This window comes from Micromonospora sp. DT233, assembly GCF_049841815.1.
In the GTDB taxonomy this organism is placed as follows: Bacteria; Actinomycetota; Actinomycetes; order Mycobacteriales; family Micromonosporaceae; genus Micromonospora.
This window is the reverse complement of record NZ_JBNCLB010000005.1, coordinates 362,008-378,877: the sequence shown is the minus strand read 5'-3', so window position 1 is coordinate 378,877 and position 16,870 is coordinate 362,008. Positions and strand designations below refer to the sequence as shown.

The 16,870-nt window shown below is 75.3% G+C and carries 12 protein-coding genes; 9 read left to right on the top strand and 3 right to left on the bottom strand.

The window, feature by feature from the left end; translation table 11 throughout:
* Positions 1 to 104: 104 nt before the first annotated feature.
* Positions 105 to 755, bottom strand: coding sequence for a LuxR C-terminal-related transcriptional regulator (locus ACLQ2V_RS15480; RefSeq protein WP_425719161.1), 651 nt, complete (start codon positions 753 to 755; stop codon positions 105 to 107).
* On the bottom strand, positions 743 to 1,921 hold the full coding sequence (locus ACLQ2V_RS15475; RefSeq protein ID WP_425719160.1) for a sensor histidine kinase: 1,179 nt from the start codon (positions 1,919 to 1,921) through the stop codon (positions 743 to 745). The genes ACLQ2V_RS15480 and ACLQ2V_RS15475 overlap by 13 nt, the downstream gene beginning before the upstream one ends.
* 202 nt (positions 1,922 to 2,123) lie before the next feature.
* Between ACLQ2V_RS15475 and ACLQ2V_RS15470 the strand changes: the two genes are divergently transcribed.
* Genes ACLQ2V_RS15470 through ACLQ2V_RS15435 form a run of 8 tightly spaced genes read left to right on the top strand, consistent with a single transcriptional unit; the run spans position 2,124 to position 13,575 of the window.
* Positions 2,124 to 4,001: a hypothetical protein gene (locus ACLQ2V_RS15470; RefSeq protein ID WP_425719159.1), complete on the top strand. Its 1,878-nt coding sequence runs from the start codon at positions 2,124 to 2,126 to the stop codon at positions 3,999 to 4,001.
* Positions 3,998 to 6,550: a protein kinase domain-containing protein gene (locus ACLQ2V_RS15465; protein ID WP_425719158.1), complete on the top strand. Its 2,553-nt coding sequence runs from the start codon at positions 3,998 to 4,000 to the stop codon at positions 6,548 to 6,550. Before ACLQ2V_RS15470 ends, ACLQ2V_RS15465 begins: the two co-directional genes overlap by 4 nt.
* A gap of 10 nt (positions 6,551 to 6,560) precedes the next feature.
* Positions 6,561 to 7,784, top strand: a complete 1,224-nt coding sequence (locus ACLQ2V_RS15460; protein ID WP_425719157.1) for a hypothetical protein — start codon at positions 6,561 to 6,563, stop codon at positions 7,782 to 7,784.
* A complete protein-coding gene (locus ACLQ2V_RS15455) occupies positions 7,781 to 9,646 on the top strand; it encodes an AAA family ATPase (protein WP_425719156.1) in 1,866 nt (621 codons plus the stop codon). The genes ACLQ2V_RS15460 and ACLQ2V_RS15455 overlap by 4 nt, the downstream gene beginning before the upstream one ends.
* Positions 9,643 to 10,287, top strand: coding sequence for a 4Fe-4S single cluster domain-containing protein (locus ACLQ2V_RS15450; protein WP_425719155.1), 645 nt, complete (start codon positions 9,643 to 9,645; stop codon positions 10,285 to 10,287). Before ACLQ2V_RS15455 ends, ACLQ2V_RS15450 begins: the two co-directional genes overlap by 4 nt.
* Positions 10,275 to 10,877, top strand: coding sequence for an FHA domain-containing protein (locus tag ACLQ2V_RS15445; protein WP_425719154.1), 603 nt, complete (start codon positions 10,275 to 10,277; stop codon positions 10,875 to 10,877). The genes ACLQ2V_RS15450 and ACLQ2V_RS15445 overlap by 13 nt, the downstream gene beginning before the upstream one ends.
* Positions 10,874 to 11,659, top strand: a complete 786-nt coding sequence (locus ACLQ2V_RS15440) for a PP2C family protein-serine/threonine phosphatase (protein WP_425719153.1) — start codon at positions 10,874 to 10,876, stop codon at positions 11,657 to 11,659. Before ACLQ2V_RS15445 ends, ACLQ2V_RS15440 begins: the two co-directional genes overlap by 4 nt.
* A gap of 44 nt (positions 11,660 to 11,703) precedes the next feature.
* The gene (locus tag ACLQ2V_RS15435) at positions 11,704 to 13,575 is read left to right on the top strand and encodes a hypothetical protein (RefSeq protein ID WP_425719152.1); all 1,872 of its coding nucleotides are present in this window, start codon (positions 11,704 to 11,706) and stop codon (positions 13,573 to 13,575) included.
* Here the strand turns inward: ACLQ2V_RS15435 and ACLQ2V_RS15430 are convergent.
* A complete protein-coding gene (locus ACLQ2V_RS15430; protein ID WP_425719151.1) occupies positions 13,511 to 15,565 on the bottom strand; it encodes an NACHT domain-containing protein in 2,055 nt (684 codons plus the stop codon). The genes ACLQ2V_RS15435 and ACLQ2V_RS15430 overlap by 65 nt on opposite strands.
* Between ACLQ2V_RS15430 and ACLQ2V_RS15425 the strand changes: the two genes are divergently transcribed.
* Entirely contained in the window at positions 15,536 to 16,870 is a 1,335-nt protein-coding gene (locus tag ACLQ2V_RS15425; protein WP_425719150.1) for a CHAT domain-containing protein, read from the top strand. The genes ACLQ2V_RS15430 and ACLQ2V_RS15425 overlap by 30 nt on opposite strands.

Here is a 16,870-nt window from a genome sequence, read left to right as displayed (position 1 = left end):
CGTCCGGTGCGCGGCGGCACCCGAATGGGCACCGGATTTCCGCGATTTGGCGGCCGGCGGCCACCCGCGTCGCCCATTCGTACGATCCGGTGCCGGTGTTCGTCCTACGGCGGAGGCAACCGACCGCGTCCGAATCCGTCCTCCCGGGCGCGTTCGAGAAACTGCACGCGGTGTTCGATCGGCCGGCCGGCCTGGGCGTACTTGTCCCTGATCCGGCTCAGGTAGGTGCGCACCGTGCCCGGCGCTATCCCCAGCACCCGGCCGACCGCCTCCAGGGTGCGCCCGCTGCCGTAGGAGATGAGCACCTCCCGTTCCCGGGTGGACAGTTGCGGCCGGTCCCGGCGGGCGTCGCGGCCGAGCCAGAACGCATGCTCCGTCGTCGTCGGCGTCTCGCCGGCGGCGACCTGCCTGAGCACGCCGGCGAGGACGTCGAGGTTGTTGGCCTTGAGCACGTACGCCGAGGCGCCCGCCTCCGTGGTCGCCGCGATGTACACCGGGTCCGGGATCACCGAGACGACGACGACCGTGTGCCCGGCGGCGACCAGGCGGCGGACGTTCTCCGCGGGGTCGGTGAAGTTCTCCAGGTTAAGGTCGAGCACGACGATCTGCGGCCGTTGCGGCATCGCCAGGTACCCGTCGACCGAGGCGGCCAGCGCCGTGAGCGAGATGTCCGGCAGCCGGCTCATCCAGGCGGACATGCCCTCCAGCAGCATCTGGTCGTTGTCGATCGCGCCGATCTCGATCATGGGCGCCATGAGACCTCCACCATCGTTCCCTGTTCCGGTGCCGAGTCGATGGCGACCCGCCCGCCGACTTCGATGACGCCGTGCCGCAGGTCGCGCATCAGCCCCCGGCCGGTGGCGGTGGTCTCGGGCCGGAACCCGCGTCCCCGGTCGACGACGCGCAGGGTCACGCCGCCGTCGCCGCCCACCGCCGTCAACCAGGCCTCGTCGGTGCCGGCGTGTTTGGTGACGTTGGTCAGCGCCTCGCTGACCGCGTTGGTGAGCGCCTGCTCGACGTCCTCGGGCAGGCGGTCGGAGAGGTCGTGGAACTGGGAGTGGACGTGCAGGCCCAACGCCTGCTTGTCCCGCACCACCCCGGCCAGCGCGGTCGCCAGGTTGGCCGCCGGGCCGCCGCTGCCGGCGGTCACCAGCCCACGCAGGTAGTCGGCGTCGCGCTGGGCGAGCGCGCGCACCTGGTCCTGGCGGTGGTCGAGCCGGCCCCGGGCGATCATGCTCAGCGTGGTCAGCACGGTGCGGTGCAGCGCGTCGTACTGGCGGGTGCGCTCGTCGAAGCGGGCCTGGGCGGCGGCCTCCCGGGCCCCGGCGGCCAGCGCGGCCTCGGTCGCGTCGTCCAACTGGGCGGCGCTGCTGCGCAGGTAGCCGGCGACCACGGCGGCCAGCACCGCGAAGCCCAGCAGCGACACCGCGTTGACGATGACCGAGCCCGAGCCGTCCGGGCCGGCGGCCAGTTCCCGGAAGGAACCGACCAGGTAGCCGGCGACGAGCAGCCCGACACCCAGGATCGCGGGCCAGCGCGGCGCGAAGCCGGCGACCACGATCGCGGCGCCCATCGCCGGCGGGAGGACGAAGTGCTGCCAACCGGTGGCGCAGGAGGTGGCGCAGGCGGCGGGGACCAGCAGGAGCCCGAGCAGCGCCACCAGCACGTCGGCGTAGACCCAGCGGTGGTCCATCCGACGCACCCGCCCGGCCCGGAGGAAGAACAGCGCGGCCCAGGCCACCGTCAGCAGGTAACCGGCGAGGACCAGGCCCGGTAGCCGGTACATCCGCAGGCCGCCGATCAGCGGCACCGGCAGCCAGACCGCGAGCTGCACCGCCCGCAGGCAGCCGGCGGCCCAGATCAGCAGGACGTCCACCCGCTGGGCGGCTTTCCCGTACGTCGGCACATCTGTTTGCACCACGCACCGACCATCCCACGGTGGGCCCGCCCCGGACAGTCGGCATATCGGCGGACACGGCTGCCTCGTCGGGTCCGCCGGAGGACTTCTTCGCGCAATCTCCGCAAAGGCATTGACTCAACGAATAGTGGGCTGCGACGCTGGCACGGCCGAATCGGCACCCCCCTTCTCATGCCAACCGTTCGGATGATTCATGCTGAAAGCGATGGGGTTCATTCCCTGCCATCAGGTCGATGCCGCGGTGCGCGCCGCAAAAGATCAACTTGCGGCCGCCGGAAGCCGTTCCGCCGCCGAGCGGCTCGGGTTGCTCTGGAAGCTTTGCGACGCATTCCAGGGCCGATTCCTGTGCACCAATTCCGCCGCCGACCTGGACGACGGGATCGCCGCCCTGGGCGCGGCCCGGGAGCTGGTGCCGGCCGCCCGGCCCGAGGCGCGGGCGGTCGCGCTGCGGCTGGCGATGCTGCTCGCCATCCGCAGCCGACCCGGCGACGAGGAGGAGGCGCTCGGCGCCCTCACCGCCACGCAGAAGGCGCTGCGTCCGGGCGGAGGGGAGCACGCGGCGATCGACGTCATGATCGGCCTCACGCTGCTGCCCCGGTACCTGCGCCACCGGCGCGAGGCGGACCTGAGCGACGCGATCGAGCGGGTCGAACGGGCCATGCCCGTCTTCGACGCCGAGGCCGCCCGGGACCGACTGAACCCGCAGCACGCGGAGCTGCTGGCCGCCGTGGCGGCGATAGTGCGGCTCCAGCTGGCGATGGCGGACACCAGCCGGCTCACCGCGGTCGACAGCGCCGACGAGGGTACGGAGGATCGGGTCGGCGCGCTGCTGGCCGAGGTAGAACGGCTCTCGCCGGAGCTGGCGTACACGGCGGGCATGGTCGGCGGGGTGCGCCGGCTGCACCGGGGCCTGGTCATGGGCGAGGCGGACGACCCGCTGACCCTGGCCGAGACGGCCTCGATCGGGGAGGACGCCCCGTTCCCGGGCCTGACCTCGATGCTGGCGACCACGACCGGCGCGATCCGCAGCGGGGGGCGGTTCGGCTACTCCGGCGACGTTCAGGCGCTCGACGCGCAGATCACCGCGCTGGAGGCCGAGCGCGCCGACCCGGCCCGCCACGAGCCCGACCCGTCGAGCCAGCTGACCACCCTGGCGCAGTGCTACCAGCTGCGGGCCAGGACCAAGGCGCTCTCCGACGACCCGTCGGCGGGATCGGACCGGCGGCGGGCCGAGGAGTTGGCGACCGAGGCGCTCGGCCTGGGCGGCGACTCCGACCGCGCCCGGCTGGTGCTGGGTGGCTGCAAACTGGACAGCTACCGCCCGCAGCGACCCGACCCGCAGGTGCTCGACGAGGCGGTCCGGTTGCTGCGGCTGGGCACCAGCGACGGCGGCGACCTCAGCCCGGCGCTGCGCCAGGCCGCCCGCAACCAACTCGCCGAGGCGCTGATCGCCCACGCCACGCTCACCCGCGACCCGGACGAGGTCGAGGAGGCGGTGGGCATCGTCACCATGCACCGCGACCGGTTCCGGCCCGGTTCCCTGCAGTACGCGGTGGGCACCTCCCGGGTCGCCGCGATGCTGCACGTCCGGGCCGAGATGACCGGCACGACGGAGGACCTGCTGCACGCGGCGGACGAGTCCCGCCGGGCGACGGCGCTGGTCGGGGAGCTGAGCCCGATGTGGGCGTACGACACCGCCCTGCTCTGGGCGGAGTGGTCGTTGCGGCACGGGCGGATGGCCGACGCGGCGGAGGCGTACCTGCTCACCCTGCGCCGGCTCAACCAACTGGCCCGGGCTCAGCTCAGCCGCGCCTACGGCGAGCTGGCCCTGCGCCGGCGCACCTCGGGGCTGCTCGGCCGGGCCGCGTACGCCCTGACCCGCCGTCGGCGGCTGCCCGACGCCGTCGTCGCCCTGGAGTCGGGGCGGGCCGTGCTGCTCTCGGCGGCGTTGGAACGGGACCTGGTCGGCCTCAGCGCCCCGGAACACCTGCCGGCGCGCGAGCGCTACCGCCGCGCGGTCGAGCGGCTGGCCGCGGTCGAGGAACGGGCGCTCAACACGGCGCTCGACGAGGAGGCGGCATGAGCGACGTCCCGACCCGACGCGAGGGCGGCGGGCGGCACACCCCGCCCACCACCGCCGACCCGAATGGCAACATCGCCCCGCCCACCACCGCCGACCCGCCGGGCGACACCGCCCCGGCCACCACCCGGGAGCCCGCCGGGCACACCCCGGCGGCCCCGGCGACCGGCGGCGACGACGGCGGCCTTCCCCGGGGGGTGTCGGCCCGCTTCGACCCGGTGCGGCACCTGGCCACCGGGGGCGAGGCGCACCTGGTGATGCTGGTCGAGGAGCGGGAGACCGGCAGCCAGCGGGTCGCGAAGGTCTACCCCACCTCCATCCGCCCGGACCCCCGGCTGCTCGCCGCGCTGCGCACCGCCGACGAGCGCCACGTGGTCCGGATGATCGACTACGGCACCGAGGTCAACCGGTACGGCACCGCCACCAGCTGGGAGGTCCTGGAGTACCTGCCGCACGGCTCCCTCGCCGAGCTGGCCGCCGGACGGGGCGGGTCGCTCCCGCCGGAGCAGGTCCGCCGGGTCGTGGAGGAGGTCACCGCCGCCCTGGCCTACCTGCACGGTGAGCTGCACCACGGCGACGCCACCGGCATCGCCCACCGCGACATCAAGCCGGAGAACGTCCTGGTCCGCAGCCTCGACCCGCTGGAGCTGGTGCTCTGCGACTTCGGCCTGGTCGCCGAGCTGCGCGCCACCCGACGCACCACCGGCCGGGCGGGCACCCCCGCCTACCAGGCACCGGAGACGTGGTGGCAGAAGAGCCAGGAGCCCGCGCAGGACTGGTGGTCCCTCGGCGTGCTGGTCGTCGAGCTGCTCACCGGCCGCAACCCGAACAGCGGCGTGGGAGGAGCGGCCGCCAACGAGCGGACCATCTTCGCGCACATCGCCACCCACGGCGTGGACCTCAGCGGGGTCACCGACCCCGGGTGGCTGCTGCTCTGCCGGGGCCTGCTGACCCGGGCCCCCGACCGGCGGTGGGGCGCGGCGCAGGTCCGCGACTGGCTCGCCGGCGAGACCCCCGCCGTGGACGACCCCGACCCGGAGCCCGTCGCGCGGCCGGTGCCCCCGTTCGAGCTGGCCGGCCGGCTCTGCCGCTCGCCGCAGGACGTGGGGGTGGCGATGTCCGAGAACTGGCGGGCCGGTGTCGAGCTGTTCCTGCGCCGGGGCAGCCAGCTCGACCTCGACGACTGGCTACGGGACAACTTCCCCGACGTCAACCTGCCGGTCAACCTGATGAAGTCGAAGACCACGGGGCGCGACGACGCGGCCGCCCGGGTGACCCGCCTGGTCTCCCACCTCGCGCCGGAGCTGGTCCCCGCCGTGGAGGGCGTGCGTGCCGACGCGCCGGGCCTGGCCGCGTTGTCCGCCCGGGCCGCCGGGGGCGACGCGGACGCGACCGCGCTGCTGGCCCGCCTCGACGCCCAGCTGCTGCGGGCCCTGGCCCGGCACCGCTGCCGGGCCCACGACACCTGCCCCGGTCCCTGCGCCGTCCTCGATGACACCGCCGAACGGCTCGACCGGGTCACCGCGCTCGTCACCGGCCGGGCCGAGCGGATCCGCGCCGAGTTGGAGTCGGACACCACGCGGGGCTGGCCGCGCGAGGTGGGGCCGGAGCTCGACCGGGCGCTGCCGGTCGCGCGGGCCGCCGCGCTGTGGCTGCTCGTCGACCCCGACCACCGTGAGCAGTCGCGCACGGCGCTGCGCAAGCAGGCCGTGGCCCGGCGCTGCCCCTGGTGGGACCAGCTCCGGAAGGAGGCCGGCGCCCTCGCCGACGACCCGCAGCTCGCGGCCGGCGCGCTCGCCACCGGGCTGGTCCCGCTGGCGACCGCCCGGGTGGCCGAGGAGCGGGCGCAGGTCGCGCAGGAGCGACAGCGGGCACGCAACGAGCGCGCCGCCCGCGCCGGAGGGCGGACGGTCGACTGGTCGACGCCGCTGCGCAACGCCGGGCGGGACGCGCTGAACTACCTGGTCGTGGTCGCGATCGGGTACCTGACCACGTTCGCGGCGGGCGCGTTGTGGACCGTCGTCGTCTTCCCCGACGCCCAACTGCGCCCGGAGGCGATGCTCGCCCTCGTGGTGGACGTGCAGACCTCCGTCGCGCTGCCCCTGCTCCTGGTGCTGGCCTGCCTGGTGATCTGCCCGGCCACCGCCGAGGTCGGGCTGCGCCGGGCGCGCTGGCTCTGCTGGATCGCCGGCGCGCTGGTGTGGGGGCTGCTCACCGTCGACGACAGCTCGTACGCGATGTTCCTGCAGTTCCCCGTGGTCCTCGACACCGGCGTGCGGGCCGGGCTGACCGAGGTGGCCGCCACGTACGGGCAGTCCTACCCGTACGTGGCGGCGGGCGGGCTGCTGCTGGCGGTCTGGCTGGGCCGCCGGCAGGCCACCCGGGCCCACCGGGTCGAGAGCGGCCGGCTGTCGGGGCCGGTGCCCCGCGCCGTCCGCGTCACGGTGATCGCCCTGGTGGTCGGCCTCTACCTGCTGCAACCGGCGTACGTCTGGAAACAGTGGACGGTGCCGTTCCTGCCCGACCCCACCCAGGTGTGGTGGGTCCTGTGAGGAGCCCGCGATGAGTGGAATCACCGGTGCCCGGTACGTGGTGGAGACGCCGGCCGAGCGCCTCGCCCGCGAGCAGCGGGCCCAGTGGCAGCAGTTCGTCCAGGCCCGGGGCGAGCTGGAGGCGCTGCGGGCCGAGGCCGACGCCTACCGGTCGGTCTACGGCAGGCGGATCGGCCGGGTCGCCGCCGGCGCGCGGGCTCGACCCGGCCACTCCCCCGACCGGATCGCCTCGGCCACCGCCGAGGTTTCCCTGCTGGTCGAGCGCGAGCGGGAGCGGCTGCGCGAGCAGGTGCGCGCGGCCGCGCAGGAGGACATCGGTGGCCTGCTGGCCGCCCCCGCGACGACCGGGACGGCCCCGGCGTCGACCACCCGCCGCCGGTGGGACGACCGCACGGTCGCCGAGCCGGCCCCGCCGGCCGCGCCGCCGCCGGACACCGGGGCGCAGGAGCGCCGCCGGGTCCGCGCCGCCCGCGCCGCGGAACTGCTCTCCCGGCTGCCCGCCACCGCCCCGGACGACGTCCGGGCGCCGTGCGTCGCCGCCGTCGCGGAGATCGCCTCGGGGGCGCCGGCCAGCCGCGCCCAGTTGCTGCTGCGGGACCTGGAGCACCGGGTCCGCGCCCAGCGGCGCGTCGAGGAGCGGATCGCGCTCGCCCGCCGGGACCTGACGGCGCTGGCGGCCCCGCTGGAGACGGTGCCCGGTGCGGCCGCCGCGCGGCTGCGCGAGCAGGTGGCCCGGCTCGTCGCCGAACGCGCCGACCGGGTTCCCGACGGGCTGCGGGCCGCCGCCGACGAGGTGGTCGGGCAGGCCGACCGGGCCCGCCGACGCAAGGCCGTGGCCGACGCGGTCCGGGTCGGGCTGACCGATCTCGGCTACCGGGTCGACGAGGGCTTCGACACCGCCCTGGCCGGCACCGGGGTGGCCTACGCGGCGATGGACGGTGACCGGGGCTACGGCGTCAAGGTGCTGCTCGACCACGACAGCCCGGTGCTGCGTACCCAGGTCGTGCGCGGCGGCGGCACGCCGGCCGACCGGTCGGACGACGCCGCCGCGGAGCGGAAGTTCTGCGACGACTACGAGGTGCTCAAGCGGCGGGTCCGCCGCAACGGCATCCCCATCGACCAGTTCGGGCAGGTCGACCCCGGCCAGCGGGCGGTCCAGGTCGTCGCCGACGAGGTGATCCCGGCCCGGTCCTCCGGCGCCGCCGGGCAGCAGCAGAGGAAGCAGGAGAGATGACCACACCCGCGACGAGCGTGCCCACCGTCGACGACGTGCCGCAGCAACCGGCGTGGCTGCGCGAGGTGAGCCTGGCGCTCTGCGCGCACCCGCAGATCCTGCTCACCGGCAACGTCCGTGACCTCTACCGGCTGCCGGACCCGCAACGGGGGGGCGCGGTGCGGTTCATGGGCCTGGTCGACGCGCTGTGGAGCGTCGCGCAGGCCCGGGGGTACGCCGCGCTGCTGACGTACTCCAGCGGGGTCGGCGTGGAGATCGCCGCGCACCGGCCCGACGACGGCGCGGCCGCCGCGCAGGCCGCGCTGCGGGAGGCCGACGTCGAGCCGAACCGCCCGCTGCACCTGGCCCAGGTGCGGGACCTGATCACCGCCGTGGTGGACGTGCCCCGACGGCGCGCGGCCGGCCCGCCCGTGGCGCTGGTCCTGGTCGACGCGGCCCGGCTCTTCACCGGCGAACTACTCTCCCCGGAGGAGCGGCTCCTGCTGGCCACCGCCGACCGGCTGGCCTACCGGGCGACGCCGGTCGGTGCCGGCTACCACACCGTCTTCTGGGTGCTCGACCGCGAGCACGACCTGCCGTCGTGGTTCGCCACCGGCAACCACACGCTGCGGATCACCGCGATCCCCGAGCCGGACCTGACGGCCCGTCAGCAGACCGCCGAGGACCTGGTCGCGACGCTGCCCGGGATGTCCGGCGAGGAGAGCCAACGGCGGGCGGTCGTACGCCGGTTCGCCGAGGCCAGCCACGGCATGCGGCTGCGCAGCATGCGCGACGTGGTGCGCCTCGCCGTGGCCGCCGGCATCCCCGGCCCCCGGGTCGACGACGCGGTCCGGGCCTTCCGGGTCGGCGTGCCCGACAACCCCTGGCAGAGCGCCGGCCTGCGCCAGCGTCTCGGCAGTGCCCAGCAGGAGCTGAGCCAGCGGGTGCTGGGGCAGCCGGACGCGGTGCGCCGGGTGCTGGACATCCTGGCCCGCTCCGCGACCGGCCTGGCCGGCGCGCACACCGGCGGGCACAGCAAGCCCCGGGGTGTGCTCTTCTTCGCCGGGCCCACCGGCGTCGGCAAGACGGAGCTGGCGAAGGCGCTGGCGGCGCTGCTCTTCGGCGACGACAACGCGTACCTGCGCTTCGACATGAGCGAGTTCGCCGCCGAGCACACCGAGGCGCGGCTGATCGGCGCCCCGCCGGGCTTCATCGGGCACGACGCGGGCGGCGAGCTGACCAACGGCATCCGGCAGCAGCCGTTCCGGGTGGTGCTCTTCGACGAGATCGAGAAGGCCCACCCGAGGCTGCTGGACAAGTTCCTCCAGATCCTCGACGACGGCCGGCTCACCGACGGCCGGGGCGGCACCGTCTACTTCACCGAGGCGCTCATCGTCTTCACCACCAACCTGGGCATCATCGTCCAGGACGAGGACGGCAAACCGAAGGAGAACGTGACCTCCGCGCAGGAGCTGCCGGAGATCGAAGAGGGCGTGCGGCGCTACATCGAGCTCTTCTTCCGCCACCTGCTGCGCCGGCCGGAGCTGTTCAACCGGGTGCAGCAGAGCATCGTGGTCTTCGACTTCCTGCGCCCGGACACGGCGGTGGAGATCGCCGACCGGGCCATCGCCCACGTCGCCGAGACCGTGCAGCGCACGTACGGGGCCACCCTGGAGTTCAGGGACGAGGCCCGCGACGAGCTACGCAAGGAGGCCACCTACGACCTGTCCAACGGCGGCCGGGGCATCGTCTCCGCCATCGAGAGCATCCTGGTCAACCCGCTCGCCCGGGAGGTGTTCGCCCATCCGCCCAGGCCGGGGCAGACGCTGCGGGTCGCCGCGATCGCCCAGGACGGTCAGAACCGTGAGCTGGTGATGGAGTGAAACTGCGGCTGTCCCGGCTGCACCACCCGGTCACCGTCCTCGGGCCGGGCCGGCGCATCGGCATCTGGTTGCAGGGCTGCACCATCGGCTGCCCCGGCTGCGTCTCCCGGGACACCTGGGTCGCCGAGCCCCGGCACGACCTCGAGGTCGCCGCCGTGCTCGACTGGGTCGCCGACCGGGACCCGGCCGAGGTCGACGGGGTCACGATCACCGGCGGCGAGCCGTCGGAGCAGCCCGAGGCGCTCGCCGAGCTGGTCACCGCGCTCGGGGCGCTCGGAGCCGGGCACGACTGGGACGTCCTGTGCTACACGGGCGTCGAGCTCGACGAGTTCCGCCGGCGTTGCCCGGCGGCGTATCCCGGCATCGACGCGCTGATCACCGGCCCGTACCGGGCGGGCGAGCCGACGGACCTTCTCTGGCGGGGCTCGGCCAACCAGCGGCTGGTGCCGTGCTCGGAGCGCGGCCGACGCCGCTACGCGCAGTGGGTCGACGCCCGCCGCGACCGGCCGGAGCTTCAGCTCCAGGTCGACGACGACCGGGTCTGGCTGATCGGCATTCCCGGCCGGGGCGACCTCGCCCGCGTCCAACGGGACCTCGACGCCCGGGGCATCCGACTGGAGGGAGTCTCATGGCGGCCCTGATCTGCCCGAACCACGGTCCGCAACCGACCGGCGGCACGCTCTGCCCGATCTGCCAGGAATTCTTGGAGCCGGCGCCCGCAACGCCACCGCCCGCCGCCGAGCCGGTCTGCCCGATCCCCGGCTGCGGCAACGTGCTCGACGCCGACGGCCGGTGCCCGCTGCACGATCTCGGCGGGATGGCCGCCGAGGCCGCGGCCTGGGCCGGGGCCTCGGCCGCCGCAACGACGCCGGGGCCGGTGGGCGCGGCGGCGACCACCCGGGAGGCGGCGGCGCAGGCGTCGGGCTTCCGCCTCGAGTTCCCGTTCGGGCCGGTCCACGTCGGCCGCGCCGAGGTGCGCCTCGGCCGGGCCGACGACCTCGGCGAGATCGCCGTGCGGCTGGGCGCGCACGGCAACGTCTCCCGCCAGCACGCGCTGGCCTGGGTCGAGAACGACGAGCTCTACGTGCAGGACCTGAACTCCACCAACGGCACCTACGTCAACGACCGCCGCCTCGACCCGCACACCCGCCAGCGTCTCTTCGACGGCGACGAGCTGCGCCTGGCCGGCACCGTGCGGGCCCGGGTACGCCGCACGGGAGGATCCAGATGAGCACACCCGCACCCGCCCGGCCGAGCTTCGCGGCGGTCCGGGCGTGCGCCGTCACCGCCCGCGGTGCCGTCCGGCCGGGCAACGAGGACGCCGTCCTGCTCTTCGACTGGATCAACCAGTCCCCCCGCGCCCGTCTCACCGAACTCACCACCGCCTGGACGCCGCCGCTGGTCTGCGCGGTCGCCGACGGTCTCGGCGGGCACAGCGCCGGTGAGTTGGCCAGCCGGTTGGCCGTCGCCGACGTCGCCAACCGCTACATCGCCTGGGACGGCCCGCAGGCCGTGCACGACGGGGTGATCGCCGTCGGCCACGCCCTGCACGACACGGCCGCCCGCCAGCCCGGCACCGGCGGCATGCGGACCACGCTCGCGGGCGTCCTGCTCGTCGACGACGGCGCGTACGTCTTCAACGTCGGCGACAGCAGGGTCTACCGCCTCACCGACGGCTACCTCGAGCAGCTCAGCGTCGACGACGCCGGCCCCGACGGGGCCACCGTCACCCAGTCCCTGGGCGACCCGCCCGAGCCGCCCCTCGCCCCGCACGTCGCGCTCGCCCGGCTGGACCCGGCCGGCGGTCGCTTCCTGCTCTGCACCGACGGCGTCCACGGCCAGCTCGACGAGCGGCAGTTCCGGGCCATCTGCCGGGAGCCGGACGCCCGCGCCCTGGTCGAGAGGCTGCGCGACGAGGTCTACGCCGCCGGCGCCGCCGACAACCTGACCGCCGTGGTCGTCGACGTCCTGCCCCACCCCGTCGACCCGCCCTCGGGCGACCCCGACCGGTGAGCGGGAGACGGCCCGGTCGCGGACGGTCCCGCCGGTCGGTCCTGGTGGCGACGGCGTTCGTGCTCCTCGCGGTCGCCGGCTACCTGTTATTGGCACCGCACGGGACACTGCTCGGGCAGTTCGACCAGTTGGCGAGCGTCATCTCGGCGATGGCCAGCGTGGTCACCCTGGCCATCGCCCTGAAACCCGAGCCGGCCGCGGTGCGGGGTGCCGACGAGGACGACACCAAAGCTCGAAGGGAGCTCGCGGAGCGGGTCGCCGCGTCGTACCAGCAGCGGTTGGACCGCCTCGGCGGGGATACCGGCAGGAGGCTGTGGCTGAGCTGGAAATCGGTGGACAACGACGTCACGCAGTACATCGCCATGCGACAACCGCGGGCCCGCGCCGGGGCCTCCGGTGGGTTGCACGCCCTGATGTTGCTCTTCCACGACGTGCCCGGCCGGCGGTTGGTGATCTGCGGGCCAAAGGGATCGGGAAAGACGATCTTCGCGATCCAGTTGGCCAACGCCCTGCTCGCCACGCCCGAGGAACGAACCCTTCCGGTCGTCGTCCAAGCGGTCGGTTGGCATCCCGAACGCCGGCCGTTGAACGACTGGTTGCCCGACGCGATCCTGGCGACGTACCCCGACGTGGAGGTGACCCGGGAGGCGGTCGCCCGGCTCGTCCGACGCAATGAGATCCTGCCGATCCTGGACGACTTCGACGAACTACCGCCCAAGCTCCGTCTGGCGGCCCTGCGGGCCGTGCCCGGGGGCTGCCTGCTCGTCACCCACGACGTGGCCTGGCGGGACCGGGCGTACCCCGGCTGGCAGACCTGGCGGCGGGTCATCCAGGTCCAGTCGATCTCGTGGCGGGACGGCGAAGAGTACCTCCGCGGTGCCGCACCCTCCGGTCCCGCCGCCGGCTCGCGCGTCGTCGCACTGACGAAACTACTGACCACACCCCTGGAGTACGACCTCGGGCTGCGGCGGTTGCGGCGGCTCGGCTGGCCGGAGCACGACGAGCAGCGCACGTCCCGAGACTGCCGGGCCGCCATCGACTCCTGGCTGGCCGACGAGGTCCTCGACACCGCCTACGAGGAGACGCCCGACGCGCACGACCGGCGGACGGTGGACCGACACCGCTCGTATCTGGCCCGACTCGCCACCGTCGGCGAGTCCGGGCCGGACGGCATCGCGTGGTGGCGCCTTCACCACCTGCTGCCCCAGCCGCTGCTCAGGCTGGCCTTCGGTGCCGTCTTCGCCCTGCTCGGCGCCGGGGCGTGGTGGGCGTTGCAGGGTACATCGGCCGCCGGGACCGCCGCTGTGCTGGCCGGCGGGGCGGGTGTCCTGCTGGCGGACCCGACACCACCTCGTCGGTTCCAGCTCCGGCAGCAGTGGCTGGCCGGTGCCGGATGGATGATCGGTGCCACCGTCGGCTTCTGCGCCAGCCAACTGCTCGCCGACGGACCCGTCGGACAGGTGGTGGTCGTCGCGGGCGCCGCCGGCCTCGCCGCCGTAGCGCTTTCCATCGTGGACCGCCCGGCCGACCCGGACCGGGAGACGTGCCCCCGCCAACTGCGGCGGGCCGACGCGGGCGCCGCACTCGGGGAGGCGGGCGCGCTCACCGTGCTCCTCGCGCTGGCGGAGATCGCGGCGGCGCGTTCCATCGGCCGGCCGGTCAACATGGCGTACCTGGTGCTGCCGCTGCTCGCGGGCATCGGCTGGGCCGTGGTCCGATCGGCCTGCGGCTGGTACCTCGTCACGTTGGCGATCCTGGCAGCCACCCACCGCCTGCCGGTGCGGCTGTTGGCGTTCCTTGCCGATGCCCGGCGGCGCGGCCTGGTCCGCCGCGTCGGTGCCTGCTACGAGCTCAGGTATCCGTTCCTGGCCGAACGGCTGCGGGGAGTCGTGGGCGGGCGGCACCGGCGTGGCTGAGCAGGCGTTCGGCGAGGCGGGCGTGGCGGAACTGGTAGACGCCGCCGATCTGGCGCAGGACGCCCCGACGGTGCGCGTCGTCCAGGAACGTCAGCGTCCGCCAGGGCAGTTGCCCGCGCAGGGCGAACCAGAACCGGGCGACGGCGAAGCGTCCCCAGGCGGTGAAGAGGATGCTCGCGGCGACGGCGCCGACGGCGACGGCGAGGCCGGTGCGCCGGTCGATCAGCGCGGCGGCGGTCAGGCCGAGGATGCCGCCGCGGACGACGGCCCGGAGCAGCGCGGTCCGGCGGTCGGCGCGCAGCACGGCCAGCGGGCTCGCGGCGACCGTCACGTCGGTCGGCACGTCCAGCCAGGCGTCCAGGGAGAGGGCCAGCAAAAGCGCGCCGGTCGCTGCCAGGGCGGCGGTCGCCCCGGCGGTCAACCAGGCGGCGACGACCAGCGCGGTGCCGCCGGTGAGCCAGCCGATCAGGCCGGGCGTGACGCGGTCGATTCGTGGCGCGCGGGCGATCCTCGGGTGGAGGGCGTCGCCACGCGTCGGACCGGTCCGCAGGCCGGTGGGCACCAGTGGCTGGCGGATCATGACGAACGCGCCGGCCACCACGCCGGCGAGCGCGCCGAGGCACCCGGCGGTCACGCCGCCGGCCAGCCCGGCCACCGACCCGAGGGCGACACCGCCGCTGGCCGCGCCGACCCCGGCGAGGACGGCCGTCGGCAGGACGGCGGAGAACCGCCACCAGGCGATGTCGGGGCCGACGTGCGCGGCGAGCCAGGCCAGCCAGGGCGTGACCCGCTCGGCGCCGCCGCCGGGATGCGACGGGTAGGCCAGCGGCACGGCTCGGTCGAGCAGGTGTCCCGCGAGGTCGTCGGCGCTGCCGAAGCGCTCCGCGTCGAACAGCTCGGCCGGATCGGCGGTCGTGTCGCTGTAGGCGGCGCGGGCCAGGGACGTCATCAGCGGCGTGGCCAGCACCTCGGCGACGACTCGGGCCCGGGGGTCGGCGGGCACGGCGCCGAGGCGGCCCAGGACCGGGTCCCAGGCGGTGGCCCAGGCGGGACCGGCCGGGCGGGCGGTGCGCGGCAGGTACGCCGCGAGGTCGGTCACCCGCAGCGGCAGCAACCGCACCACGGCCGCGCCGGTGAGCACGTCACCGGCGCCCACGGCGGCCAGGTACTGCTCGGGCCGGCTGGCCACCACCAGCCCCGCCAGCTGCGGCGACGCGGCGTTGAGGGCGAGCAGGGTGGCCCCCCGGGCCGGTGGGGGCAGCTCATCGAGCCCGTCGAGCACCGGCAGGATCCGCTCGGCTGCCAGCAGCGCCCCGGCCACCGTGCCGAAGTCGGGGTGCGGGGCGGCCAACGCCGGGTATTCGCCGACGAGCCGGGCCGCCAGCCAGCGGGTGAGGCCGTCGCGGGTGGGGTCCCAGGAGGTCAGCGAGAGCAGTACGGGCACGGGCTCGCCCGGCCGTTCGTCCTCGATCAGGTCCAGCACCAGCCGGATCAGCAGCACGGACTTGCCGCTGCCGGCCGGCCCGAGCACCACCAGCCGGCGCGACGGGATCCGGCGGAACACCTCGGCGACCTCCGCGAGCCGGCCGCCGACGGCGGTCGCGGAGGCACCCGTGGCGGCCCCGGCCAGCCCGACGTTCTCCCAGTGGTCCTGCCCGCCGAGGGCGGCGGGCAGCGCCTCCCAGCGCACCGGGATGGGCACCGGGTCCTGCACCCGGCGCAGCCCCTCCTCGGTGCGCCACTGCTGCCGTACCGCCGAGCGCAGCGCGGCGTGGTGCTCGTCGAGGGTGCGGGCGGGCCAACCGGCGCGGCGGCCCCAGAGGGCGACGAGCAGGGTCGCGGCGGCGACCGTGAAGCTGCCGACGCTGGCCACCCGGTCCGCCGTCTCCAGGTCGGAGCGCCAGATGACCACCGCGACCACGAGGAGGGCGACCGTGACGAGGTACGGAAGGAAGGTTCGATGACCGGCTTTGAGCTCAGTTCTCCGCACGCGGACCATGATGGCGGGCGGCGTCCAGAGCGGCTCTTCGACGAGCTGCGCGCGGCCCGCGACGAGCTGCGCGCGGCGATCGGTGAGATCCAGCAGATCCCGGGGTACGAGCAGTTCCTGGCCTCGGTCGAGATCGGCGACGTGACGGCGGCGGCGGAGCATCCGTTGGTCTACGTGACGCCGGCCGACGAGGCCGGGCTGGCGCTGGTGGTGCGGGGCGAGGAGATCGTCGACGTCGCGCTGCCCGGGCTGCGCGCGGCCCACCTGCACGAGTGGGCCGAGCGGCACCGCGAGCACTTCCCCCGGGTCGGGGAGCCGGCGTCGCGCCGGGTCGCCTGGGACCGGCATCTGGCGGCGCTCTGCGACTGGTTGTGGGAGGTCGTCGCCGGGCCGCTGCTGCCCGAGCTGGCCGGCGAGGCGCGGGTCTCCGTCGTGCCGTGCGGCCTCGTCGGCTTGCTGCCGCTGCATGCCGCGCGGTGCGCCGACGCGACCCGGCCGACGGGCTTTCGCCACCTCGTCGACGAGGTGGCCGTGGGCTACGTGCCGAACGCCCGGGCGCTGGCGGCGAGCCGCCGGCGGGCCGCCGCCGAGCCGGCGGGGGGCCTGCTCGTCGTGACCGACCCGGAGGATCCCGACCCGCGACAGCGGCTGCCCTACAGCCGCTGGGAGGGCGAGACCGCCGCCGCCGGCTTCGCCGGGCCGGTGACGCCCCTGTCGGGGCCCGACGCGACGGCGCGGCGGGTCCGCGCGGAGCTGCCCGCCGCCTGGGAGGTCCACTTCGGTTGCCACGCCAGCGCCGACCAGCGGGACCCGTTGCAGAGCGCGCTGCGACTGGCCGGTGCGGATCGGCTGCGGCTGGCCGATCTGCTGCCGCTGCGGCTGCGGATGCGCCTGGCGGTGCTCTCGGCGTGCGAGACGTTCCTGCCCGGCCTGGACCTGCCCGACGAGGTGATCTCCCTGCCGGCGGGGCTGATCCAGGCGGGCGTGGCCGGCGTGCTGGCGTCGATGTGGCCGGTCGACGACCACGCGACCGCCCTCTTCATGACCGAGTTCTACCGTCGTTGGCGGGCCGACGACCGGCGCTCGCCGGCCGACGCGCTGGCCGGGACCCAGCGCTGGCTGCGGGACGCGACGCCCGGGGAGGTCGAGCAGCGCTGGGCGGCGGCGTTGGACGCCGGCGAGCCGTGGCTGCCGGCCGAGGTGGCCGGCGCGTTGCTGCCGCAGTTGTTCCGCAGCGGCTCCGCCGATTCCCGGCCGTGGTCGGCGCCGGCGGTCTGGGCGGCCTTCGCCTTCACGGGGGCGTGA